Annotated in this window: 19 protein-coding genes; 6 read left to right on the top strand and 13 right to left on the bottom strand. The window is 71.1% G+C overall.

Features of this window, described 5'->3' with window-relative positions:
* Window positions 1–303 precede the first annotated feature (303 nt).
* From F9278_RS47850 to F9278_RS43085, 3 genes are all read left to right on the top strand, one after another.
* Window positions 304–867, top strand: coding sequence for a PAS domain S-box protein (locus F9278_RS47850; protein ID WP_226967185.1), 564 nt, complete (start codon window positions 304–306; stop codon window positions 865–867).
* A complete protein-coding gene (locus F9278_RS43090; protein WP_152173173.1) occupies window positions 837–2,093 on the top strand; it encodes an FUSC family protein in 1,257 nt (418 codons plus the stop codon). The genes F9278_RS47850 and F9278_RS43090 overlap by 31 nt, the downstream gene beginning before the upstream one ends.
* Before the next feature lie 120 nt (window positions 2,094–2,213).
* Window positions 2,214–3,467 (top strand): lactonase family protein, encoded by a 1,254-nt coding sequence (locus tag F9278_RS43085; protein ID WP_152173172.1) that lies wholly within the window; start codon window positions 2,214–2,216, stop codon window positions 3,465–3,467.
* Here F9278_RS43085 and F9278_RS43080 read toward each other — a convergent pair.
* Both F9278_RS43080 and F9278_RS43075 read right to left on the bottom strand, forming a co-directional pair.
* Window positions 3,435–4,160, bottom strand: coding sequence for a DUF2470 domain-containing protein (locus F9278_RS43080; protein ID WP_152173171.1), 726 nt, complete (start codon window positions 4,158–4,160; stop codon window positions 3,435–3,437). The two genes, F9278_RS43085 and F9278_RS43080, sit on opposite strands and share 33 nt — an antisense overlap.
* A 154-nt stretch (window positions 4,161–4,314) precedes the next feature.
* Window positions 4,315–4,923: a TetR/AcrR family transcriptional regulator gene (locus F9278_RS43075; RefSeq protein ID WP_152173170.1), complete on the bottom strand. Its 609-nt coding sequence runs from the start codon at window positions 4,921–4,923 to the stop codon at window positions 4,315–4,317.
* A 116-nt stretch (window positions 4,924–5,039) separates the two neighbouring features.
* Between F9278_RS43075 and F9278_RS43070 the strand changes: the two genes are divergently transcribed.
* Window positions 5,040–6,542 (top strand): cytochrome P450, encoded by a 1,503-nt coding sequence (locus F9278_RS43070; RefSeq protein WP_152173169.1) that lies wholly within the window; start codon window positions 5,040–5,042, stop codon window positions 6,540–6,542.
* Here the strand turns inward: F9278_RS43070 and F9278_RS43065 are convergent.
* From F9278_RS43065 to F9278_RS43015, 11 genes are all read right to left on the bottom strand, one after another.
* Entirely contained in the window at window positions 6,510–7,349 is an 840-nt protein-coding gene (locus F9278_RS43065; protein ID WP_193241902.1) for a pentapeptide repeat-containing protein, read from the bottom strand. The two genes, F9278_RS43070 and F9278_RS43065, sit on opposite strands and share 33 nt — an antisense overlap.
* Before the next feature lie 36 nt (window positions 7,350–7,385).
* Window positions 7,386–7,904, bottom strand: a complete 519-nt coding sequence (locus F9278_RS43060) for a GNAT family N-acetyltransferase (protein ID WP_152173168.1) — start codon at window positions 7,902–7,904, stop codon at window positions 7,386–7,388.
* Complete coding sequence (locus tag F9278_RS43055) at window positions 7,901–8,653, bottom strand: PIG-L deacetylase family protein (protein ID WP_152173167.1); 753 nt, start codon at window positions 8,651–8,653, stop codon at window positions 7,901–7,903. The genes F9278_RS43060 and F9278_RS43055 overlap by 4 nt, the downstream gene beginning before the upstream one ends.
* Window positions 8,654–8,693: 40 nt before the next feature.
* Window positions 8,694–9,995, bottom strand: a complete 1,302-nt coding sequence (locus F9278_RS43050; protein WP_152174490.1) for an alpha/beta fold hydrolase — start codon at window positions 9,993–9,995, stop codon at window positions 8,694–8,696.
* A gap of 132 nt (window positions 9,996–10,127) precedes the next feature.
* Entirely contained in the window at window positions 10,128–11,159 is a 1,032-nt protein-coding gene (locus tag F9278_RS43045) for a LacI family DNA-binding transcriptional regulator (protein ID WP_152173166.1), read from the bottom strand.
* A 113-nt stretch (window positions 11,160–11,272) separates the two neighbouring features.
* Window positions 11,273–12,697 (bottom strand): BNR repeat-containing protein, encoded by a 1,425-nt coding sequence (locus tag F9278_RS43040; RefSeq protein WP_152173165.1) that lies wholly within the window; start codon window positions 12,695–12,697, stop codon window positions 11,273–11,275.
* A 59-nt stretch (window positions 12,698–12,756) separates the two neighbouring features.
* A complete protein-coding gene (locus F9278_RS43035) occupies window positions 12,757–13,077 on the bottom strand; it encodes an L-rhamnose mutarotase (protein WP_152173164.1) in 321 nt (106 codons plus the stop codon).
* A gap of 17 nt (window positions 13,078–13,094) precedes the next feature.
* The gene (gene rhaS / locus F9278_RS43030) at window positions 13,095–14,177 is read right to left on the bottom strand and encodes a rhamnose ABC transporter substrate-binding protein (protein ID WP_152173163.1); all 1,083 of its coding nucleotides are present in this window, start codon (window positions 14,175–14,177) and stop codon (window positions 13,095–13,097) included.
* Window positions 14,178–14,241: 64 nt separating this feature from the next.
* Entirely contained in the window at window positions 14,242–15,216 is a 975-nt protein-coding gene (locus F9278_RS43025; RefSeq protein WP_152173162.1) for an ABC transporter permease, read from the bottom strand.
* Window positions 15,209–16,249, bottom strand: a complete 1,041-nt coding sequence (locus F9278_RS43020) for an ABC transporter permease (protein WP_152173161.1) — start codon at window positions 16,247–16,249, stop codon at window positions 15,209–15,211. Before F9278_RS43020 ends, F9278_RS43025 begins: the two co-directional genes overlap by 8 nt.
* Window positions 16,246–17,763: a sugar ABC transporter ATP-binding protein gene (locus F9278_RS43015; protein WP_152173160.1), complete on the bottom strand. Its 1,518-nt coding sequence runs from the start codon at window positions 17,761–17,763 to the stop codon at window positions 16,246–16,248. The genes F9278_RS43020 and F9278_RS43015 overlap by 4 nt, the downstream gene beginning before the upstream one ends.
* A gap of 258 nt (window positions 17,764–18,021) precedes the next feature.
* On the opposite strand from F9278_RS43015, the gene rhaI reads away from it, so the two are divergent.
* Window positions 18,022–19,191, top strand: a complete 1,170-nt coding sequence (gene rhaI / locus F9278_RS43010; RefSeq protein ID WP_152173159.1) for an L-rhamnose isomerase — start codon at window positions 18,022–18,024, stop codon at window positions 19,189–19,191.
* Between the two features lie 276 nt (window positions 19,192–19,467).
* A complete protein-coding gene (locus F9278_RS43005; protein ID WP_152173158.1) occupies window positions 19,468–21,507 on the top strand; it encodes a bifunctional aldolase/short-chain dehydrogenase in 2,040 nt (679 codons plus the stop codon).
* Window positions 21,508–21,523: the final 16 nt, after the last annotated feature.

Here is a 21,523-nt window from a genome sequence, read left to right as displayed (position 1 = left end):
TCGCACCAGCACGGACCCGTGCTCCCGCATCAGCCCCATGACCTGCTGGACGGGGGTGCCGCCGGGACCGGTGGCGGAGATGTCGACGACGGGGACGGCGGCGACGGACTCGGCGAGCTCGCGGTGCGGCGCGGTGGGGGGCATGGCGCGACAACTGCCTTTCGCGGTACGGGAGTACGGGGTACTGCGTTCCAGGGTTGTCGCCGCCGGCCGCCGACTCGTGCCACCGGACTACATGATTGTGCAGGAGGAAGCCCCGGCACGGGGTTGCGTGGAGCGGCGAGAGGCGGAGGCGGGGCCGGGATGGATCTGCGGCAGGGAGACGCCGTCGTGTGGCGGAATCGGGCCATGGCCCTCTTCGACCGTCTTCCGATGCCGGTGGCCGTCTGCGATGTGTACGGCTCCGTCGTGCTGGCGAACCCCGCGATGGCCACCGAGTGGGGTACGGCTCCGGGGAGCTTGCGCGGCCGGGACGTGCTGGAGCTGTTCCGGCCTCAGGAGGCGACACGGGTCGAGCGCATCGCGCAGGCCCTGCGGCTGCGGCACCGCTCGCGCTATCCGGTGTCGGTGCGCTGGGACGCGGCCGACGGGGCGCACCGCGTCGGGGAGCTGACCGCCGACCCGATCAGCGACGGCCCCGTGGAGAGGGATCAGGATGTCGTGGTCGCGGGCGGGCGCGATGTCGTACTCGCGGTCGGGGTAGACCGTGCCGATGCCCCGCGTGGGACGGGCCCGGGTCGGCGAGGGGGCTGCCTCCGCCTCCGGCGGAATCACCCAGGTGACTACTGTCCTCGCTCAGGAGTTCGGTGGGGCGGTGGAACGGGAACAGCGCAAGGATGCGAGACGTACGTGGTGTGGGTGCCCTGATCGACGCACGGGTCCGGAAGTGGCGGCAGGATCCGGTGATCGTGCAGTCGGTGCGATCGGCCGCCGCGGCCACCGTGGCCTATGTGGTGGCGTTGCGGCTCAGCTTGGAGGCGGCACCCCTGACGGCACCGCTGACCGCGCTCCTCGTCGTACAGGTGACCCTCTACTCCACGATCACCACGGGTATCCGCCGGGTGAACGCGGTGGTCGCCGGTGTCGTCATCGCCATCGGCTTCAGCGTCCTGGTGGGCCTCACCTGGTGGAGCCTCGCGATGATCATCCTGGCCTCGCTCGCGGTGGGGCATCTGGTGCGGGTGAGCGAGTTCGTGCCCGAGGTGGCGATCAGCGCGATGCTGGTGCTCGGGGTGACCAGGGTCGGCGACACGGCGTGGGACCGGGTCCTGGAGACGCTGATCGGCGCGGTCGTCGGGCTCGCCTTCAATCTGCTGCTCGCTCCCCCGGTGTGGGTCGAGGCGGCCGGTGAGTCCATCGAGGACCTGGCCCGGCGGATGCGGCGGCTGATGATCCGTGTCGGCGAGGAGGCCGCGGGCCGCACTCCGGCGGAGGCCGCGGCGGCCCGGCTGCACGAGGCCCGCAAGCTCGACTTCGACATCGTCGAGGTGGACGCCGCCCTCCAGCAGGCCGAGGACAGCCTGAAGCTCAATCCGCGGGTACGGGAGGGGCTGCTGCACCGGGTCGTGCTGCGCACCGGGCTGGACACGCTGGATATCTGCACGGTGGTCCTGCGGGTGCTGGCCCGTACCCTCACCGATCTCGCCAGGGTACGGGAGCCGAGTCCGCTGTTCTCGGCGCGGGTGGGGGCGGCCGTCGAGCAGTTGCTCGCCGAGATCGGTGACGCCGTCGTCAGCTTCGCCGTGCTGGTCACCACCGATGTCAGCCGCAGCGCGGAGTCCGCGGAGGCCCGGCTCACCGCCGAGCTGTCGACGGCCGTCGCGACCCGCGACAAGCTGGCCCGGCTGCTCCTGGAGGACATCCAGGCCGACCCCAGCCAGTGGCAGCTGCACGGTGCCGTGCTGACGGAGGTCAACCGCATGCTCGACGAGCTGGACACCGAGCACCGCTCCCAGCGGCTCCTGGAGGAGCTCGACCGCTGCACCCGGGAACAGCGCGAGCGCTCCCCCCGGCTCACCCGCCTCCGCGACCGCGTGCGCGTCGCACGCCCCCGCCGGCGGAACCGGTCCGGCCTGGTCGGACGTGCCGAGTGACGTCCTGCCCGCGGGTTCGGCGGGGTCCCGCCGCCGTCGGGCTCGCGCCGCCTTTGCGCCGAGGTGCTCGTACCCGTCAAGGTGGTGGCGGCCGAGACGAGCGATACCCGAGGTGCATGAATGACGAGTGAGGCGGCGGCGGACCGAGGCGGCTGGAGCAGGCGCCATGTCCTGGGCCTGCTGGCGGGAGCGGCCGTACCGGCCGGTCTGGCCGGTTGCGCGGGCTCCGACGGGACGGTCGGGCCCGCCGCCTCCTCCCCCGCGCGGAACGCCCCGACGGCCCCTTCGGTGGGGGCGGAGGCCGAGGCCGGGGCGACGACCGCCTCCCCCTCCCCGACCCGCACCGGCCCCCAGCCGCTCTACATCGGCACGTACACCTCGGCCGAGGGCGGCGGCACCGGCATCGGTGTGGCGACGTACGACGCGAGGAGCGGCCGTGTCGCGGGGAAGGGCACGATCACCGGGGTCGCCGATCCGTCGTATCTCGCCGTGCACCCGGACGGGCGGACGCTGTACGCCGTGAACGAGCGCACGGACGGCGGGGTGACCGCCGTCCGGCTGTCCGACCGCGAGGTGCTCGGCACCCGGAGCAGCGGTGGCGAGGCGCCCTGTCAGCTGTCGGTGCATCCGGGCGGGCGGTGGCTGCTGAGCGCGAACTACGGCTCGGGCAGTGTCGCCGTGCACCCGATCGAGGACTCGGGGGCGCTGGGCGAGCGCACGGATCTGGTCGTGCACGACAGTCCGGCGCCGGGCCCGGGTCAGGACGGGCCGCACGCGCACCAGGTCGTCACGAGCCCCGACGGCGGTCATGTCCTCGCCGTCGATCTGGGCACCGACACGGTGTACTCCTACCGCCTGGACGAGTCCAGGGGCACGCTGTCGGAGGTCTCGCGGGCGCGCACCCGGTCCGGTGCGGGGCCGCGGCACCTCACCTTCCATCCGGGCGGGCGGTACGCCTATCTCGCCAACGAGGTCGACAACACGGTGGTCGTCTGTGCCTACGACCCCGGCAGCGGGCGGCTCACCCCGGGCGACCCGCGGTCCACGGGCACGGGGGCGGGCAGTAACTACCCGGCGCAGCTGGTCGTGACGCCGGACGGCTCGTACGCGTATCTCGCCAACCGGGGGCACGACAGCCTGACGCGTTACGCCGTCGAGGCGGACGGCGCCCGGCTGAAGCTGCTCGACACGGTGCCGGTCGGCGGGGACTTCCCGCGGCAGATCGCCCTGTCGCCGGACGGCGGTCTGCTGTTCGCGGCGCTGCAGCGGTCGAGCGCGGTCAGTGTCTTCCGGGTCGAGGCCGAAAGCGGTGAACTGCGGCGCGCGGGCGCGCCGTTCGCGTCACCCGTCGCCGTCTGTGCGCTGCCGCTGTAGGGTCCGCGGGCAGGACGCGGCGCTCGCCTGGGAGAGCAGGATGTGCATCCGCTCGGTGAGCTGCGCCATGTCGTCGGCGGGCTTGTGGAACGTCAGCCGTACGTCGCCGTTGCCGCGGGCCCGCTCGATGCGCAGGGTCAGGCCGTGCCGGTCGACGGCGAGCGGCTGGACGCGGACGGCGCCGTGCAGGCTGTCGTGCGGGACGAGCCGGGTGAGGCGCTCGACGGCGTCGGGGTGCGCGTCGGCGAGATGGGTCAGCAGCCGGGACTCGGCCGTGGCCAGGGGGTCCGGTGCGGCGGCGGCGAACTCGTCGAGGTCGACCACGACCGCGCCGGACGGCTCGCGCAGCACGATGCGGGTGGCCTTGAACTCCAGGTCGCCGTCCTTGGGCGCGAACCAGCCGGCGATCCACAGCCGGGCCCGGATACGGTTGCGCACGGGGACCGGCGCCACGTCGGCGAACTCCAGTACCGCGGAGGGCTCGCCGCGGGGCGCGCAGATCGCGGCGGCGACGAGCGTACTGTCCTCGGGGACGCACAGGATCACCCGGCCGTCCTCCGTGACGCTGTGCGCGCCGACGAACTCCTCGCGCCCGCCCTCGGCGGTCACCGCGCAGGACCACGCCGCCGCGAGCACGGAGCGGGCACGCTCCGCCGCGGCGGGCGCGGCCGTCCAGGTGTGACGGTCACCCATCCCAAACCTCCATTAGGTAAGCCTTGCCTAACCTATCGAAGATCGGGGCGTACGCCAACCACCGGCGTCCAGTCTGTGGACTTCCCGTTCGCCGCAGCGAACCGCCCGGGGTACCGAACGGGGTACCGAACGGGGTACCGACCAGGGCATCGGCTCAGGGCGCGAGCACTCCGAACAGCGCCCGCGCGCACAGCTCCCGCACCTGTTCCCGGGAGAACTCCGCACCCCGCAGCCACTCCAGGCAGACGGCCGTCGTGAACGACAGCCAGCCACGCACCGCGAGCCGCGTCTCGGGCCGCGCCTCCAGCGCCGCCGCGAACTCCGCGTCCGAGGCCAGGGCCGCCAGGATCCGCGCCTCCTGCGCGGCCAGCGCGCGCTGGTAGACCTTGCGCACGGCCTGGTCGCCGGTGGCGTCGGCGCGATGGAACGCCCGGAAGCCGTGGGCGTGTTCCTCGACGTACGCGAGGAAGGCGTCGAGGCCGTTGGCCAGCCGCTCGCGCGCCGACCGGCCCGGCGCGGGGGTCATGATCCGCAGCATCCGCTCGCTCTCGCGCTCGACGACGGCGGCGAAGAAGACCCGCTTGTTCGGGAAGTAGTGGTAGAGCAGCCCCCGGGAGACACCGGCGATCTCGGCCACCTGCTCGATCCACACATCGTCGTAGGGGCTCTCGGAGAAGAGCCGGGCGCCCACCGCGAGGAGCTGTTCGCGGCGTTCCCCGGTGCTGAGCCGACGACGCGGGCGCTCTCCCTGCCTGGCTGCCATACCGTCACCTTACTTGACGTGGGTTCAACAACGGGACGAGACTGACACCGCTATTGAACCCGAGTACAACAGCCGCGACGACCGCGGCACGGCGTGCGCACGAGGGAGATGTGGTCATGACGGCGACGACAGGGGCCACGGCTGTCAAGGGATTCCGCAGCGCGGAGCTGGGCTGGCCCGAGCTGCACCGCATCCCGCATCCGCCGTACCGGATACCCGTCGTCGGCGACGCGCTCGGCACCAATGTGCGCACGCCCGTCCAGGAGTCGGTGCGTCTGGGGCGGCGCCTCGGGCCGATCTTCCGGCGGAAGGCGTTCGGCAAGGAGGTCGTGTTCATCGGGGGTGCCGGGCTCGCGGCCGAGCTGGCGGACGAGGCGCGGTTCGCCAAGCATGTGGGCGTCGGGGTCGCCAATCTGCGCCCGGTGGCCGGGGACGGGCTGTTCACGGCGTACAACCACGAGCCCAACTGGCAGCTCGCGCACGACGTCCTGGCCCCCGGCTTCAGCCGGGACGCCATGGCCGGCTACCACCCGATGATGCTCGACGTCGCCGAGCGGCTGATGGAGCACTGGGACCGGGCGGGCGCGGCGGGCAGCGCAGTGGACGTGCCCGGCGACATGACCAAGCTGACGCTGGAGACGATCGCCCGTACCGGCTTCGGCCATGACTTCGGCTCCTTCGAGCGCACCCGGCCGCACCCGTTCGTCGCCGCGATGGTCGGCACCCTGACGTACGCGCAGCGCCGCAACATCGTCCCCGACCCGCTGCTGCCGCTGCTGCTGCGCGGTGCCGCCCGGCGCGACCGGGCGGACATGGCGTTCCTGAACGAGACGGTCGACGCGGTGGTGCGGGCGCGGCAGGCCTCCGGGGGCGGTGGCCGTGGCGCCGGGGGTGGTGACGGTGATCTGCTCGACCGGATGCTGGAGACCGCGCACCCGGAGAGCGGGGAGCGGCTGTCCGCCGAGAACGTGCGGCGGCAGGTCATCACCTTCCTGGTCGCCGGGCACGAGACCACCTCGGGCGCCCTCTCCTTCGCCCTGCACTACCTCGCCCGCTACCCGGACCTGGCCGCCCGTGCCCGCTCCGAGGTGGACCGGGTGTGGGGCGGTGCCGTGCGGCCGGACTACGAGCAGGTGGCCAGGCTGCGGTACGTGCGCCGGGTGCTGGACGAGGCGCTGCGGCTGTGGCCGACCGCGCCGGCCTTCTCCCGGGAGGCCCGGGAGGACACCGTGCTGGGCGGGGTGCATCCGATGCGGCGGGGTGCCTGGGCGCTGGTGCTGACGGCGATGCTGCACCGGGACCCGGAGGTGTGGGGCGCGGACGCGGAGCGGTTCGACCCGGACCGCTTCGACGCGGCGGCCGTACGCGCGCGGGCCCCGCACACGTTCAAGCCGTTCGGCACGGGGGCGCGGGCCTGTATCGGCCGTCAGTTCGCGCTCCACGAGGCCACGTTGGTGCTGGGGCTGCTGCTGCGCCGGTACGAGCTGAGGCCGGATCCGGCGTACCGGCTGCGGGTCGCGGAACGGCTCACCCTGATGCCGGACGGGCTGCGGCTGCACGTGGAGCGGCGGGCGGCCGGGGTGCCGTCACGTGGTCCAGTGGCCGGGGCGGGTGACTGAGGCCGGCAGGCGGGTGCCGGCGCTGCCGCGTGCGGCGTCGAGCTGGGGCTGGGTCAGGAAGAAGGCGCCGGTCAGGTCCGCGTCGGTGAGGTCGGTGTCGCGGAGGTCGGCGCCTATCAGGTCCGCGCCGCGCAGATCGGCGCCGGTCAGGTCGGCGGCTATGAGGTAGGCGCCGCGGAGGCTCGCCCTGCGGAGGTCGGCGCCCTTGAGACGGGCGCCCATCAGGTCGGCGCCCCGGTGGTTCCGTCCGCGGCCCGCGCCCGCTCGCATCAGGTCGCTGACCTTCAGCAACAGCTCGTTGACGCGTCCCCGGTACGCGGCGACGTCCAACTCCCCCAGTTCCCGGGCGGACTTCATGGTCAGCTCCTTGGTCTCGTCGCGTGTCCGGCGCAGATCGGCGTGTACCGGGCGGGCGGCGGGGAGGGTCAGCGACTCGGTCAGGTACCAGAGGAGTTCGTGGAGTTGGCGGACCACGGGGAACACGTCGAACATCCGCCGGGCGTGCTCGGGGCCGCCGGTGCGCCAGTTCTCGCCGCCGAAGGTGACCTGGGAGACCTGCTGTCCGGCGCCGAAGCAGTCGTAGACCGTACAGCCGTTGAAGCCCGCGTCCCTGAGCCGGGTGTGGATGCCGCACCCGAAGTCGTCCCGGAGGTTGCCGCACGCCTTGCCCGCCGGCTTGTCCACGGCGAAGTCCGCCGAGCGGGCGAAGGGCAGGGCGACACAGCACAGACCGAAGCAGTCGCCGCAGTCGGCGCGCAGGTCACGCAGGTCACGCAGGGTAAGGGGCTCACCTGAGGTTTGTTCCACATGGTCCACCCTAACGAGCGCCCCTGGCCCCGGCGGTCAGTCCCGTGCCAACGCCAGCCGCCAGTCGTTCGACATGCTCCAGTGCCCCTTCGGATACTCCACGGAGACCTCGCCGAGCAGGGTGAACCCGGCCTTGCGGCACACCGCGTTCGACGCGGTGTTCGCCACCCTCGGCAGCGCGTGCGCATAGCGGTGCGTCCGCGACTCCCGCGCCACCTCGACGACCGCACGTGCGGCCCGTACGGCGAGGCCCCGGCCCTGGAACTCGGGGAGGATCCCCCATCCGGTCTCCCAGACGGTCTCGCCCCGCCACTCGTGTTCCCAGTAGCCGATCGAGCCGACGGTCTCGCCGGTGTCGGCCAGCGTCACCCGGTACATCTGTCCGGCGGCCACGTCGAGATAGCGGTGGTGCCGTGCGGTCAGCTCCTCCTCGGTCTCCGGGCCGCCCAAGTGCTCGGTCATCCGGGGGCTGTTGATGCGCCGCAGGAGGCAGAAGTCGTCCTCGGACCAGGGTTCCAGCCGCACCCCGTGCCCGGGGCCCTCGGCGCCCGTCACCGGGGGAACACCTCGAAGGCGACGGCCGGTCTGCCGCCGAACCGCTCCCCCGTGGTCCGGGCGAAGCCGGTGAGGAAGTCGCGGGCGTACGTCTCGGGGTCCTCCTCGGTGAGCACCTCCAGATAGGTGCGGTGTTCCAGGAGGGAGGCGACCGCGCGGTCCAGGCCGGGCGTCGCGTCGACGGCGTGGGTGGGGCTGGACGAACCGGCGACGGCGACCCAGCGGACGCCGTCCCAGGGTTCCAGGCCCTGTTCGACGAGTTCGGGGAAGATCCAGCGGTTCCCGGCGTCCCCGGCGGCGTCCAGGGTGGCTCGGCCCACCGCCACATGGTCGGGGGTGTTCCAGGCGACCCCGCCCCAGGTGTCGCGGTGGTTGAGGGTGACGACCAGCTCGGGGCGGTGCCGGCGGATGGCCGCCGCGATGTCCCGGCGCAGGGCGGTCCCGTACTCGATGACGCCGTCCGCGTGGTCGAGGAACTCGACCACCGACACCCCCACGACGGCCGCGCTCGCCCGCTGCTCCCGCTCGCGCAGCGGGCCGCAGCGCGCGGGCTCCAGGGTGTCGATGCCGGCCTCGCCGCGGGTGGCCAGGACGTACGCGACCTCACGGCCGGCGTCGGTCCAGGCGGCGACCGCCGCCGAGCAGCCGTATTCGAGGTCGTCCGGGTGGGCCACGACGGCGAGGGCGCGTGTCCAGTCGTCGGGCAGGGGCTTCAGCTGATCCGGCTGGTCCTTCCGCGGGTCGGTCATATCGGCACAGTAGCCCCGCGCACCGACAACCGGCCCGCGTTCACTCCTCGTCGCGCGTCAGTGCGAGCAGCCGGTCCAGCACCCTCGGCCCCCCGGCCCGTACCCCGTCGTGTTCGAACTCGTCCGTGACCCAGGTGCGCAGGCCCCGGATCGCGCGGGCGGTCCGCAGGGAGTGGGCCGTGTCGACGTACATGTCGTCGTGGTAGATCGCGGCGGCGACCGGGACCTCGTTGACGGCGAGGCGGGCCGGGGCGTACAGGGGCGCCCAGTCGGTGCGGGCGGCCAGTTCCTCGGCGGTGTCGCGCAGCGGGCTCAGGGCCGGGTCGGTGTCGAAGGTCCAGGGGTGGACGGACTCGCCGGTGAAGAGGATCGGCCCGTCCCCGGTGAGCGTCTTGGCGGCGTCGAACTGCGGGAACTCGGCGCGCACCCGCTCGGCGGACCAGGCGGTGGGGCGCTCGCCCTGGTCGTAGCAGGCCTCGTGGAGCAGCGCGTACAGCGGATGCCCGGCGAACGACAGCAGGCTCCGCACGTCCTCCTGGAAGGCGTCGGACAGCGCGGGGCCCCGCGGGGTGCGGACGAAGGCGTCCTCCAGCAGAAAGTGCAGGCGGTGGCTGCCGTCGCCGCGACCGAGGAGGATGCCGAGGGACTGGAAGGCCTCGACGGTGAGCCGGTGGCCGCCGTTCAGGACGGGCTCGTGTTCGAGGAGGTGCTCGGCGATGCGACGGGCCCGTTCCACGTCCTGCGGGTAACGGGCGTAGTGGGCGGCGACCTTGCGTTCGATACGCGGGTACGCGGCGCGGTAGACGTCGTCCGCGTGGCCGTCCAGGGTCGGCAGTCCGCCGGTGATGACGGCGGTGCTCAGGCCCCCGGGGGCGGTGGACAGATAGGTGACCGCGCAGAAGCCGCCGAAGCTCTGGCCGAGGACGGCCCAGGGGGCGCCGCCGGTGACCTCGGGGCGGATGCTCTCGCAGTCGCGGACGATGGAGTCGGCGCGGAAGTGGGCGAGGTAGTCGGCCTGTTCGACGGGGCCGCCGCGCAATGGGAGGGTCTGGCGGTTGGCGGGGGTGGAGGCGCCGGTGCCGCGCTGGTCCAGGAGCAGCACCCGGTACTCCTCCAGGGCCCGGTCCAGCCAGGCCTCACGGCCGACGAAACGGTTCGCCCCGAAGCCGGGGCCGCCCTGCAGATAGACCAGCCAGGGCAGTTCGGCGTCCGCCTTGTCGCCGGCGACGACCTCGCGCGCGTAGAGCTCGATCCGCTCCCCCTTCGGGCGGTCGTGGTCGAGGGGGACGGTGAAGCGGCGGTCGGTGAGGACGACACCGGGCTGCCGGTAGCTGACGGACAACAGGGCTCCTTGGGCGGACGGATTCCAGGCCGTGGTCCAGTCCAGCACAGATTCTCCGTCCGGCCGACCCCGTGGATCAAGAAATTCCCGAGGCGGTCTACTGAACGACCGCTCAGCGCGCGACCACCGGGCTCAGCGCGCGGAGAGGCTGGAGCGCCGTACCACCAGTTCCGGCTGGAGGACGACCCGCCGGTGCTCGTGCGGGACGGGCGCGGTCTCGGCCTCGGTCTCGGTCTCCTCCAGGAGGAGTTCGGCGGCGAGGGCGCCCATGGTGACGGCGGGCTGCCGTACGGAGGTGAGGGGGACGGCCGCCGCGGCGGCGAACTCGATGTCGTCGTAGCCGACGATGGCGAGGTCGTCGGGGACGCTCACCCCGGCCGCGTACATGGCCTGGAGGACGCCGAGGGCGAGCAGGTCGTTGGCGCAGAAGACGGCGGTGGGGCGTTCGGCGAGGCCGAGGAGGCGGGCGCCCGCGTCCCGGCCGGCGGCCACGTCGAGGCGTTCGGTGGGCAGTTCGCGCAGCGCCTCGGGGCCGAGTCCCGCCTCCCGCAGGGCGTTCAGGGCGCCCGTACGGCGGTCGCGGACCTGGTTGAGACCCGCCGGTCCGCTGACGTACGCCAGGGAGCGGTGGCCCGCGTCCACCAGATGCCGTGCGGCGAGGGCGCCGCCCGCGACGTCGTCAACGGAGACGGAGCACTCGGTGGTGCCCTCGGCGACCCGGTCGACGAGGACGAAGGGGATGCCGTGGCGGCGGAACGCCTCGATGTTGCGTCCCGTCGCGTCGGCGGGGGTGAGCAGCACACCGCGCACCCGCTGTTCGGCGAAGAGCGAGAGGTACTCGGCCTCCTCGCCCGCGCTCTGCGCGCTGTTGCAGACCATCACACCGAGTCCGGCGTCGCGCGCGGCCCGCTCCGCACCGCGCGTGACGTCGACGAAGAAGGGGTTGCCCATGTCGAGCACGAGCAGCCCCATGATCCGGCTCCGCCCGGCCCGCAGCTGGCGTGCCGACTCGCTGCGGACATAGCCGAGGCGGTCGATCGCGGCCAGCACCCGGGCCCGGGTACCGGAGGCCACCGAGTCGGGCCGGTTGATGACGTTGGAGACCGTGCCGACGGAGACTCCGGCGGCTGCGGCGACGTCCTTGATACCCACCGGCTGCGACATCGGACAGGGACCTCCAGGAAGGTACGGGAGCGGCGGGCCTACGGTCACATTACCTTCGGGGCCGCCGCGGGAACGGCCCGGTCAGGTGCGCGGACACGCCGCTCGTACGGGAATCAGGCGGGCAGGGCGAAGTCGACGACGCGGAGCGCCGACGGGGTCGTACCGCTGGACTTCACCTGGTACATCACGGACAGCGCGTTGTCCTGGGCGATCCGCGTCTCGTCGATCACGACCTCCCCGAAGGCGTTGAGGCCGCTGGCGTCGAACAGCACCTTCCAGTCGGTGTAGCCGGAGGCGGCCGACGCCCCCCATATCCGGCCGAAGGGCAGGATCGCGTACGCGTTGTTGTACTTGTCCAGGGCCAGCTTGGTGCGCTGGCTGGAGCCGAGGGCGACCGGGATCTCGGTCTTCTGCCAGGTGCCGGAGGCGTTCCTGCGGACGTGGAAGGCACGGCCGTTGGCGGTGCGGTTGGTGACGTAGTTCGTGGTGCACTGGCCGAATCGGCCGGGGACGTAGCTGATGATGGCGTGCGGGCGGCCGGCCGAGTCGGTGAACTGGCTCTCCTGGTTCATCAGGGAGTGGTCCGGGTTCAGCGCGTCGACGACCAGGCCGCTGTCGGTGACGGCGACCCTGTCGGAGCCGCCGGTGGTGCCGACGACCGCGCCCGCGTTGTTGCGCCAGGTGCGGCCCAGGTCGTCCGAGTAGACGTAGCCGGTGTCGTGGTTGGTGATGCCGCCGCCGTTGCACATCACGGCGCCGTTCTGCTCGCGCCAGGTGAAGAACGAGTGCAGCCGGCCGTTCTTGTCGTAGTCGATGCCGTGCAGGTACATGTTGCGGACGGTGCTGGAGCCGTGCTCGCTGGTGTAGGTGCCGGTGGAGCTGGTCCACTCGCCGAGGTTGGTCCAGGAGGTCCCGTTGTACTCGGCGATGGCGTTGCGGCCGTTGCCCGAGACACCGACGCGGTAGCTCAGCTGGAGCTTGCCGTCGGGCATCGAGACGAACTGCGGATACGTGAACTGCGAGGTGAGCGCGAGCCCGTCGAGGGTGGACTGCGGGGCGCCGAAGCGGCTCGCGATCCAGCTGAGTCCGGCCGGGTTGTCCAGCAGTCCGGCGACCGACTTGACGTAGGTGAAGCCGTCGCTGTGCGAGTCCATGTTGAGGTGGAGGCGGCCGTCGACCTTGGAGACGCCCATGGAGATGACGTTGTGGGAGTCGTTGTAGCGCAGGGTGTGGCCGACCTTGACGGTGGACCAGGTGCTGGAGCCGAGGACGCGGCGGCCGACGACGGCGTTGCGGTCGGCGGTGTACCAGACGGCGTACTGGTAACCCTTGTAGGTCAACAGGCCGTTCTTCTGGAACGAGTTGTTGTTGACCAGGCCGTCGTAGGACACGAAGAAGAGGGCCTGGCTGTCGAGCAGGGTGTTGCCGGTCTGGCTGACGGACGGGCCGGGGTCCGCGGCACGGGCGGTCGCGGCGCCGAGGACGGGGGACACGACGGCACCGGCGAGTGCGGCACCGAGCAGGGTACGTCTCTTCATCTCGGGGACTCCATTGTCGAGCGAGGTGGGGAGGGGGAGGGTGCTGCGACGTGGGGGGTCTAGGCGAGGTGGAAGACCTCGGTGAGGGGTTTCATGGCCTCGTCGGGGCGGGCGCCGTCCAGCGACTCGAAGAACGGCGCCATCTCCGTCTGCCAGCGGGCGTTGACGTCGGTGGCCTCCATGCCGGCCAGGGCGGCTTCGAAGTCCTCGGTCTCCAAGTAGCCGACCAGCAGGCCGTCCTCGCGCAGGAAGAGCGAGTAGTTGTGCCAGCCGGTCGCCGAGAGCGCCTCAAGCATCTCGGGCCACACGGCGGCGTGCCGCTCGCGGTACTCGTCGAGGCGGTCCGCCCTGACCTTCAGCAGAAAGCACACGCGCTTCATCAACACCCCTTCGTAGTTCAGAAGTCGAACTGGTCGATGTTTTCCTTGTTGAACACGGTCGGCTTGCCGAGGCTGATCACACCGTCCTTGCCGATGGTGTACTCGCCCATGTCGCCGGCGGTGAAGGTCTCGCCCTCCTTGCCGGTGATCTGGCCGGAGACCAGCGCCACCGAGGTACGGGCGGCCAGCTCGCCGAGCTTCGCCGGGTCCCACAGCTCGAAGCCCTCGACGGTGCCGTCCTTGACGTACTTGCGCATGTCGTTGGGGGTGCCGAGGCCGGTCAGCTTGACCTTGCCCTTGTACTTGGAGCCCGACAGGTACTGGGCGGCGGCCTTGATGCCGACCGTGGTCGGGGAGATGATCCCCTTCAGGTTCGGGTACTCCTGCAGCAGGCCCTGGGTCTGCTGGAAGGACTTCTGGGCGTCGTCGTCACCGTAGGCGACCTTGACGAGCTTGATGTCCTTGTACTTGGCGTCCTTCAGCTCGTCCTTCATGAAGTCGATCCAGGTGTTCTGGTTGGTCGCGGTCTGCGCGGCCGACAGAACGGCGATCTCGCCCTTGTAGCCGATCTGTTCGGCGAGCAGCTGCACCTCGGTGCGGCCCAGGTCCTCGGCGCTGGCCTGCGAGACGAAGGCGTTGCGGCACTCCGGCTTGGTGTCGGAGTCGTAGGTGACGACCTTGATGTCGTTGCTCATGGCCTGCTTGAGCGCGGTGCACAGGGCGCCCGGGTCCTGCGCGGAGACGGCGATGGCGTCGACCTGCTGCTGGGTGAGCGTGTTGACGTAGTTGACCTGGCCGGAGGTGTCCGTGGCGCTGGACGGGCCGACCTCCTTGTAGCTGGAGCCCAGCTCCTTCAGGGCCGCCTCGCCACCCTTGTCGGCGGAGGTGAAGTACGGGTTGTTGACCTGCTTCGGCAGGAAGCCGACGGTCAGGCCCTTCTTCAGCTCGGCGTTCGGGTCGGCCTTGCCGGTGGCCGCGGCCGAGGCGGAGTCGTCCTTGACGTCGCTCTTCGTGGTGCCGCCACAGGCGGTGACGGCGAGCGCGAAGGAGGTGACGGCGGCGAGGGCCGCACAGGAACGACGGAGGGTTGCTCTGCGCATGGCGATGGAGTCCTTTACAGGGAAGGGAGAAGCGAGGGAAGAGAGAAGGGAGAAGTGGTGGACGTCAGCCGGTCGATCGGGCACGCGCGACGGCGAGTTGCCGTGCCACCCTCGGCCCGAGCACGGAGAGAACGAGCAGCACGCCGGTGACGACGATCTGCGACTGTGCCGAGACGTCCTGCAGACTCATCACGTTCTGCAGAGCGCCCAGCAGGAACACCCCGGCGATCGCGCCGCCGAGCGTCCCCTTGCCGCCGTCGAAGTCGATGCCGCCGAGGAGCACCGCGGCGATGACGGAGAGTTCGAGGCCGGTCGCGTTGTCGTAGCGGGCGCTGGCGTAGTGCAGTGCCCAGAAGATGCCGGTGAGCGAGGCCATCAGGCCGGTCACCGTGAACAGGATCAGCTTCTGCCGCTTGACGCGGATACCGGTGAAGCGCGCGGCCTCCTCACTGGCGCCGATCGCGAACAGCGAGCGCCCGAACGGGGTGGCGTGCAGGGCGATCACGGCGATGATCAGCAGCACCAGGAAGGGGATGAAGGCCTGTGGGACGAAGCTGTCGCCGATCCGGCCGGCCGCGAAGTCCAGGTACTGCGTGGGGAAGTCGGTCACCGCGTCGGAGCCGAGCACGATCTGTGCGATGCCCCGGTAGGCGGCGAGGGTGCCGATGGTGACGGCGAGGGAGGACAGGCCGAGCCGGGTGACCAGCAGGCCGTTGATCAGTCCGCAGACCACGCCGAGGAGCAGGCAGATCGGGATGATCGCCTCGATGGTGAGGCCCTGGTTCCACAGGGCGCCCATCACCGCGCCGGACAGTCCGGCGGTGGAGGCGACCGACAGATCGATCTCGCCGGAGACCACGAGGAGGGTCATCGGGAGGGCGACCAGGGCGATCGGCAGGGTGTTGCCGATGAGGAAGGACAGATTGAGCGCGTTGCCGAAGCCGTCCACGGTGGTGAAGGACAGCAGGAGCACGACGATCAGGGTGGCGCCGACCACGGTGTCCCAGCGGACCGCGCGAGAGAGCGTGGAGTCAGCCATGGCGGGCGTTCCTCTTCTTCAGGGCTGCCGCCACCCGCAGCGCGACCACACGGTCCACGGCGATGGCGAGGATGAGCAGGATGCCGTTGATGGCCAGCACCCACACCGAGCTGACGCCGAGGGCGGGCAGCACGCTGTTGATGGAGGTCAGCAGCAGCGCGCCGAGCGCCGCGCCGTAGACGCTGCCGGAGCCGCCGGTGAAGACGACACCGCCGACGACGACCGCGCTGACGACGGTGAGTTCGTAGCCGTTGCCGGTGCTGGAGTCGACGTTGCCGAAGCGGGCCAGGTAGAGCGCCCCGGCGAGGCCGGCGAGGGCGCCGCAGAAGGTGTAGGCGACCAGGATCCGCTTGCGGACCGGGATGCCGGCGAGCCGGGCGGCCTCCGGGTTGGAGCCGAGGGCGTACAGCTCGCGCCCGCTGCCGAAGTGCTTCATGTAGTACGCCGTGGCCACCAGCACCACCACCGCGATCAGCGCCAGATACGGCACCGCCGAGATGCCGCCGGAGCCGAAGTCGACGAAGCCGTCGGGGAGGGCGGACGCGGTGATCTGGCGGGAGCCGACCCAGATCGAGTCGATGCCCCGGATGATGTACAGCGTGCCCAGGGTGACGACGAGGGCGGGCACCTGGCCGAGGCTGACGAGCAGTCCGTTCAGCAGACCGAAGCCGATGCCCATCAGGACCGCGAGCGCCACGGCCACGACCGCGTTGCCGCCGCCCTGGAGATACGTACCGGCGGCGAAGGCGCTGATGCCGAGGGTGGAGCCGACGGACAGGTCGACGTTCCGGGTGATGACGACCAGGGACTGGCCGACCGCGACCAGCACGAGGATGGTCGCGTTGAGCAGCAGGTCCTTGATGCCCTGTTCGGTGAGGAACTCGCTGTTGCCGAGCTGGGTGACGACGATCATCACCAGGAAGACGACCAGGATGGCGAGTTCCCGCATCTTGAAGACGCGGTCCACGAGCCGGGTGCCGCTGGACTTGGGCACCTCGGTGACGGGAGGGGTCTGAGGGGTGGTCACCGTCATGCGGCGGCCCTCCCGGTGGCTGCGGCCATCACGGATTCCTCGGTGGCTTCGGAGCGAGGGATCTCGGCGGTGAGCCGGCCCTCGTGCATCACGAGCACGCGGTCGGCCATGCCGAGGATCTCGGGCAGGTCGGAGGAGATCATCAGTACGGCGACCCCGTCGGCGGCGAGCCGGCTGAGGAGGCGGTGCACCTCGGCCTTCGTACCGACGTCGATGCCTCGGGTGGGCTCGTCGACGATCAGCACCTTCGGGCCGGTGGCGAGCCACTTGGCGAGGACGACCTTCTGCTGGTTGCCGCCGGACAGGGTGTTCACGGTGTCGGCGATCCGGGCGTACTTGACCTGGAGCTTGACCGCCCAGTCGAGGGAGCGGCTGCGCTCGGCGCCGCGGTCGACGAGGCCGCCCTTCACGGTCGTACGGAGTCCGGTGAGGCCGATGTTGCGCTCGATGGACATGTCCATCACCAGGCCCTGGGCGCGGCGGTCCTCGGGGACCAGGGCGAGCCCGGCGGCCATGGCGGTGGACGGGGCGCCGTTGGTGAGCGCCTTGCCGTCGAGGTCGACCTCGCCCGCGTCCCAGCGGTCGATGCCGAAGACGGCCCGTGCCACCTCGGTGCGGCCGGCGCCGACGAGGCCGGCCAGGCCGACGATCTCGCCTCGGCGGACCTCGAAGGAGACATCGGTGAAGACACCCTCGCGGGTCAACCGGCGTACGCTCAGCGCGACTTCGCCCGCCTCGACGTCCTGCTTCGGGTACAGCTCGTCCAGGTCGCGGCCGACCATGCGGCGGACCAGGTCGTCCTCGGTCATGCCCTCGATCGGCTCGCTGGAGATCCAGGCGCCGTCGCGCAGGGTGGTGACCCGCTGGCAGATCTGGAAGATCTCCTCCAGCCGGTGGGAGATGAAGAGGACGGCGGAGCCCTGCTCGCGCAGGGTGCGGACGACCCCGAAGAGCCGGGCCACCTCGCTGCCGGTGAGGGCCGCCGTCGGCTCGTCCATGATCAGGACGCGGGCGTCGAAGGAGAGCGCCTTGGCGATCTCGACGATCTGCTGGTCGGCGATGGACAGGCCGCGCGCCGGGCGGTCGGGGTCGAGTTCGACACCGAGCCGCGCCATCAGGGCGAGGGTCGCCGCGTGGGTGGCCTTGTGGTCGATCCGGCCGAGGGCGCGGCGCGGCTGGCGGCCCATGAAGATGTTCTCGGCGATCGAAAGGTCGGGGAAGAGGGTGGGCTCCTGGTAGATCACGGCGATGCCCGCGTCCCGGGCGTCGGCCGGGCCGTGGAAGACCGTGGGTTCGCCGTCGAGGAGCACCTGACCGGAGTCCGGTCGGTGCACCCCGGCGAGGCTCTTGATCAGGGTCGACTTGCCCGCGCCGTTCTCCCCGGCGAGTGCGTGCACCTCGCCCGGGAACAGTTCGAGGGACACGTCCCGCAGGGCGCGTACGGCACCGAAGGACTTGGAAACGCCCTTCAACGCGAGAACGGGGGCCGGACCCGTGTCGGACCGGTGGGTCATGGGGGCTCCTCGACGACGGCCGGTGGCTAGCGGAGAAGCTGCCCCACTGCGTCGTGAAAGGTTTCAACTAGGTTGCCGGGACGTTAGGCACCAGTCGCATGTCACGTCAATGGGTTTCGGTCGAAATTCTTTCGATAGAAGTGGTCACAACCGGGTCACGGAGAACGGTATTGAGCACAGGGGTTGACAGCCCGGCGAGGCGCTCATAGTTTCCGGTGCTGAATCGTTTCAGACATCAATGCCGGTAGGAGCCCTGACGTGACCGAGCTCGCCGCGGTGAAGGCCGCCCTCAAGACACAGGCCGTCGAGACGCCGTCGTGGGCGTACGGCAACTCCGGAACCCGCTTCAAGGTGTTCGCCCAACAGGGTGTCCCCCGTGATCCATGGGAGAAGCTGGACGACGCCGGGAAGGTCCACGAGTTCACCGGCGTGGCCCCGACCGTGGCGCTCCACATCCCCTGGGACAAGGTCGAGGGCTCCGACGGATACGCGGAGCTGGCCAAGCACGCGCAGGAGCGTGGCGTGAAGCTGGGCGCCATCAACTCCAACACCTTCCAGGACGACGACTACAAGCTGGGGAGCATCTGCCATCCGGACGCGACGGTCCGGCGCAAGGCCGTCGATCATCTGCTGGAGTGCGTCGACATCATGGACGCGACCGGCTCGCGGGATCTGAAGCTGTGGTTCGCGGACGGTACGAACTATCCCGGCCAGGACGACATCCGTGAGCGGCAGGACCGGCTGGCCGAGGGGCTCGCCGAGGTGTACGCGCGGCTCGGCGACGACCAGCGGATGCTGCTGGAGTACAAGTTCTTCGAGCCGGCGTTCTACTCGACGGACGTCCCGGACTGGGGCACCGCCTACGCGCACTGCCTGAAGCTCGGGCCGAAGGCGCAGGTCGTGGTCGACACCGGGCATCACGCGCCGGGCACCAACATCGAGTTCATCGTGGCGACGCTGCTGCGGGAGGGGAAGCTCGGGGCGTTCGACTTCAACTCCCGGTTCTACGCCGACGACGACCTGATGGTCGGGGCCGCCGATCCGTTCCAGCTGTTCCGGATCATGTACGAGGTCGTGCGTGGGGGTGGGTTCACTCCCGAGGTCGCGTTCATGCTCGACCAGTGCCACAACATCGAGGCGAAGATCCCGGCGATCATCCGGTCCGTGATGAATGTGCAGGAGGCCACGGCGAAGGCGCTCCTGGTCGACCGGGGGGCGCTTGCCGTCGCTCAGCGGGACGGGGATGTGCTGGAGGCGAACGCGGTCGTGATGGACGCGTACAACACGGATGTGCGGCCGTTGCTTCGGGAGGTGCGGGAGGAGATGGGGTTGGACGCGGATCCCATGGGGGCGTATCGGCGGTCCGGGTGGGCGTCGAAGATCGTGGAGGAGCGGGTGGGAGGGGACCAGGCGGGTTGGGGGGCGTGACCGCCGCGCTGGGCTGGAGCCGATTGCCGCGTTTCGTCTGCCGAGTTCTGTCGGATGCGGAATGCGGGCCGGTTCGCGGCTGGTCGCGCGGTTCCCCGCGCCCCTGAAAAGCCGGGGCTGCGCCCCGTGCTTTTCAGGCCCGCAGGGCCTGATCCCTTAGGGGCGCGGGGAACCGCGCGAAGCCCCACTCACCCGCGCCCGACAACGCACCCCGCAACGCACCCCCACCCCCCGAGCCGCACCCCGTACCCATCTCACCGTAAGGATTGATCGCACATGGCAACCCATCCCGAAGCCGCCGCCCTTCTCGCTCGTTCCCGTCGGCTCGGTGCCGATCCGCGGAACACCAACTACGCCGGTGGCAACGCGTCCGCGAAGGGGACCGACACCGATCCCGTCACCGGGGGTGATGTGGAGCTGATGTGGGTGAAGGGGTCCGGGGGTGACCTGGGGACGCTCACCGAGGCGGGGCTCGCCGTGCTGCGGCTGGACCGGATGCGGGCGCTCGTCGAGGTGTACCCGGGGGTCGAGCGCGAGGACGAGATGGTCGCCGCGTTCGACTACTGCCTGCACGGGAAGGGCGGCGCGGCGCCGTCGATCGACACCGCGATGCACGGGCTCGTCGACGCCGCGCATGTCGATCATCTGCACCCGGACTCCGGGATCGCGCTCGCCTGCGCGGCCGACGGGGAGAAGCTGACCGCCGAGTGTTTCGGGGACAGCGTGGTGTGGGTGCCCTGGCGCCGGCCCGGGTTCCAGCTGGGCCTGGACATCGCCGCCGTGAAGCGGGAGAACCCGGGGGCCGTCGGGTGTGTGCTCGGTGGGCACGGGATCACCGCCTGGGGCGACACCGCCGAGGAGTGCGAGAAGAACTCGCTGCACATCATTCGTACGGCTGAGCGGTTCCTGGAGGAGAAGGGGAAGGCGGAGCCCTTCGGGCCCGTCGTGGCGGGATACGAGGCCCTCGAAGCCGCCGCGCGCCGGGAGCGGGCCGCCGCGCTGGCGCCGTACGTCCGGGCGATCGCCTCGCAGGACAAGGCGCAGGTCGGGCACTTCACCGACGCGGAGGTCGTCCTCGACTTCCTGGCGAGCGCGGAGCACCCGAGGCTGGCCGCGCTGGGTACCTCGTGCCCGGACCACTTCCTGCGGACCAAGGTCCGGCCGCTGGTGCTGGATCTGCCGCCGACCGCCGGGCTCGACGAGGCCATCGGCCGACTGAAGGAGCTGCACGCCGAGTACCGGGAGGAGTACGCCGCCTACTACCGGCGGCACGCCGAGCCCGACTCCCCCGCGATGCGCGGCGCCGACCCGGCGATCGTGCTGATCCCCGGCGTGGGCATGTTCAGCTTCGGCAAGGACAAGCAGACCGCGCGGGTGGCCGGCGAGTTCTACGTCAACGCGATCAACGTGATGCGGGGCGCCGAGGCGGTGTCGACGTACGCGCCGATCGAGGAGTCGGAGAAGTTCCGCATCGAGTACTGGGCGCTGGAGGAGGCCAAGCTCCAGCGGATGCCGAGGCCGAAGCCGCTGGCGACCCGGGTCGCGCTGGTGACCGGCGCGGGCAGCGGGATCGGGAAGGCCATCGCGCACCGGCTCGTCGCCGAGGGGGCGTGTGTCGTCGTCGCCGATCTCGACGCGGGGAACGCCGCCGCCGTGGCCGAGGAGCTGGGCGGGGCGGACAAGGCCGTCGCCGTGACCGTCGACGTGACGGACGAGGGGCAGATCGCCGAGGCCTTCAAGGCCGCCGCGCTGGCCTTCGGCGGGGTCGATCTGGTCGTCAACAACGCGGGGATCTCGATCTCCAAGCCGCTGCTGGAGACCTCCGCCAAGGACTGGGACCTCCAGCACGACATCATGGCCCGTGGCTCGTTCCTGGTGTCGCGTGAGGCGGCCCGGGTGATGATCGCGCAGGGGCTGGGCGGCGACATCGTCTACATCGCCTCCAAGAACGCCGTCTTCGCCGGGCCCAACAACATCGCCTACTCCGCCACCAAGGCCGACCAGGCGCACCAGGTGCGGCTGCTCGCCGCCGAGCTGGGCGAGCACGGCATCCGCGTCAACGGGATCAACCCCGACGGTGTGGTGCGCGGTTCGGGGATCTTCGCCGCCGGGTGGGGTGCCCAGCGCGCGGCGACCTACGGCATCGAGGAGGAGAAGCTCGGCGAGTTCTACGCCCAGCGGACCATCCTCAAGCGCGAGGTGCTGCCGGAGCACGTGGCGAACGCGGTGTTCGCGCTGACCGGCGGGGAACTGACCCACACCACCGGGCTGCACGTCCCGGTCGACGCCGGCGTGGCCGCCGCGTTCCTGCGATGAGCACGCAGGCGATGAG

The sequence above is a fragment of the Streptomyces phaeolivaceus genome, assembly GCF_009184865.1.
In the GTDB taxonomy this organism is placed as follows: domain Bacteria; phylum Actinomycetota; class Actinomycetes; order Streptomycetales; family Streptomycetaceae; genus Streptomyces; species Streptomyces phaeolivaceus.
The sequence above is the reverse complement of the archived record's forward strand: the minus strand, read 5'-3'. Positions and strand labels throughout refer to the sequence as shown.

Bases quoted from the DNA above. Each gene is read 5' to 3' on its own strand.
- F9278_RS47850 (WP_226967185.1), top strand. From the start codon at position 304: ATGGATCTGCGGCAGGGAGACGCCGTCGTGTGGCGGAATCGGGCCATG.
- F9278_RS43035 (WP_152173164.1), bottom strand. From the start codon at position 13,077: ATGAAGCGCGTGTGCTTTCTGCTGAAGGTCAGGGCGGACCGCCTCGAC.
- F9278_RS43020 (WP_152173161.1), bottom strand. From the start codon at position 16,249: ATGACGGTGACCACCCCTCAGACCCCTCCCGTCACCGAGGTGCCCAAG.
- F9278_RS43045 (WP_152173166.1), bottom strand. From the start codon at position 11,159: ATGTCGCAGCCGGTGGGTATCAAGGACGTCGCCGCAGCCGCCGGAGTC.
- F9278_RS43025 (WP_152173162.1), bottom strand. From the start codon at position 15,216: ATGGCTGACTCCACGCTCTCTCGCGCGGTCCGCTGGGACACCGTGGTC.
- F9278_RS43015 (WP_152173160.1), bottom strand. From the start codon at position 17,763: ATGACCCACCGGTCCGACACGGGTCCGGCCCCCGTTCTCGCGTTGAAG.
- F9278_RS43040 (WP_152173165.1), bottom strand. From the start codon at position 12,697: ATGAAGAGACGTACCCTGCTCGGTGCCGCACTCGCCGGTGCCGTCGTG.
- F9278_RS43085 (WP_152173172.1), top strand. From the start codon at position 2,214: ATGACGAGTGAGGCGGCGGCGGACCGAGGCGGCTGGAGCAGGCGCCAT.
- F9278_RS43070 (WP_152173169.1), top strand. From the start codon at position 5,040: ATGACGGCGACGACAGGGGCCACGGCTGTCAAGGGATTCCGCAGCGCG.
- F9278_RS43075 (WP_152173170.1), bottom strand. From the start codon at position 4,923: ATGGCAGCCAGGCAGGGAGAGCGCCCGCGTCGTCGGCTCAGCACCGGG.
- F9278_RS43080 (WP_152173171.1), bottom strand. From the start codon at position 4,160: ATGGGTGACCGTCACACCTGGACGGCCGCGCCCGCCGCGGCGGAGCGT.
- F9278_RS43005 (WP_152173158.1), top strand. From the start codon at position 19,468: ATGGCAACCCATCCCGAAGCCGCCGCCCTTCTCGCTCGTTCCCGTCGG.
- rhaS (WP_152173163.1), bottom strand. From the start codon at position 14,177: ATGCGCAGAGCAACCCTCCGTCGTTCCTGTGCGGCCCTCGCCGCCGTC.
- F9278_RS43090 (WP_152173173.1), top strand. From the start codon at position 837: ATGCGAGACGTACGTGGTGTGGGTGCCCTGATCGACGCACGGGTCCGG.
- F9278_RS43055 (WP_152173167.1), bottom strand. From the start codon at position 8,653: ATGACCGACCCGCGGAAGGACCAGCCGGATCAGCTGAAGCCCCTGCCC.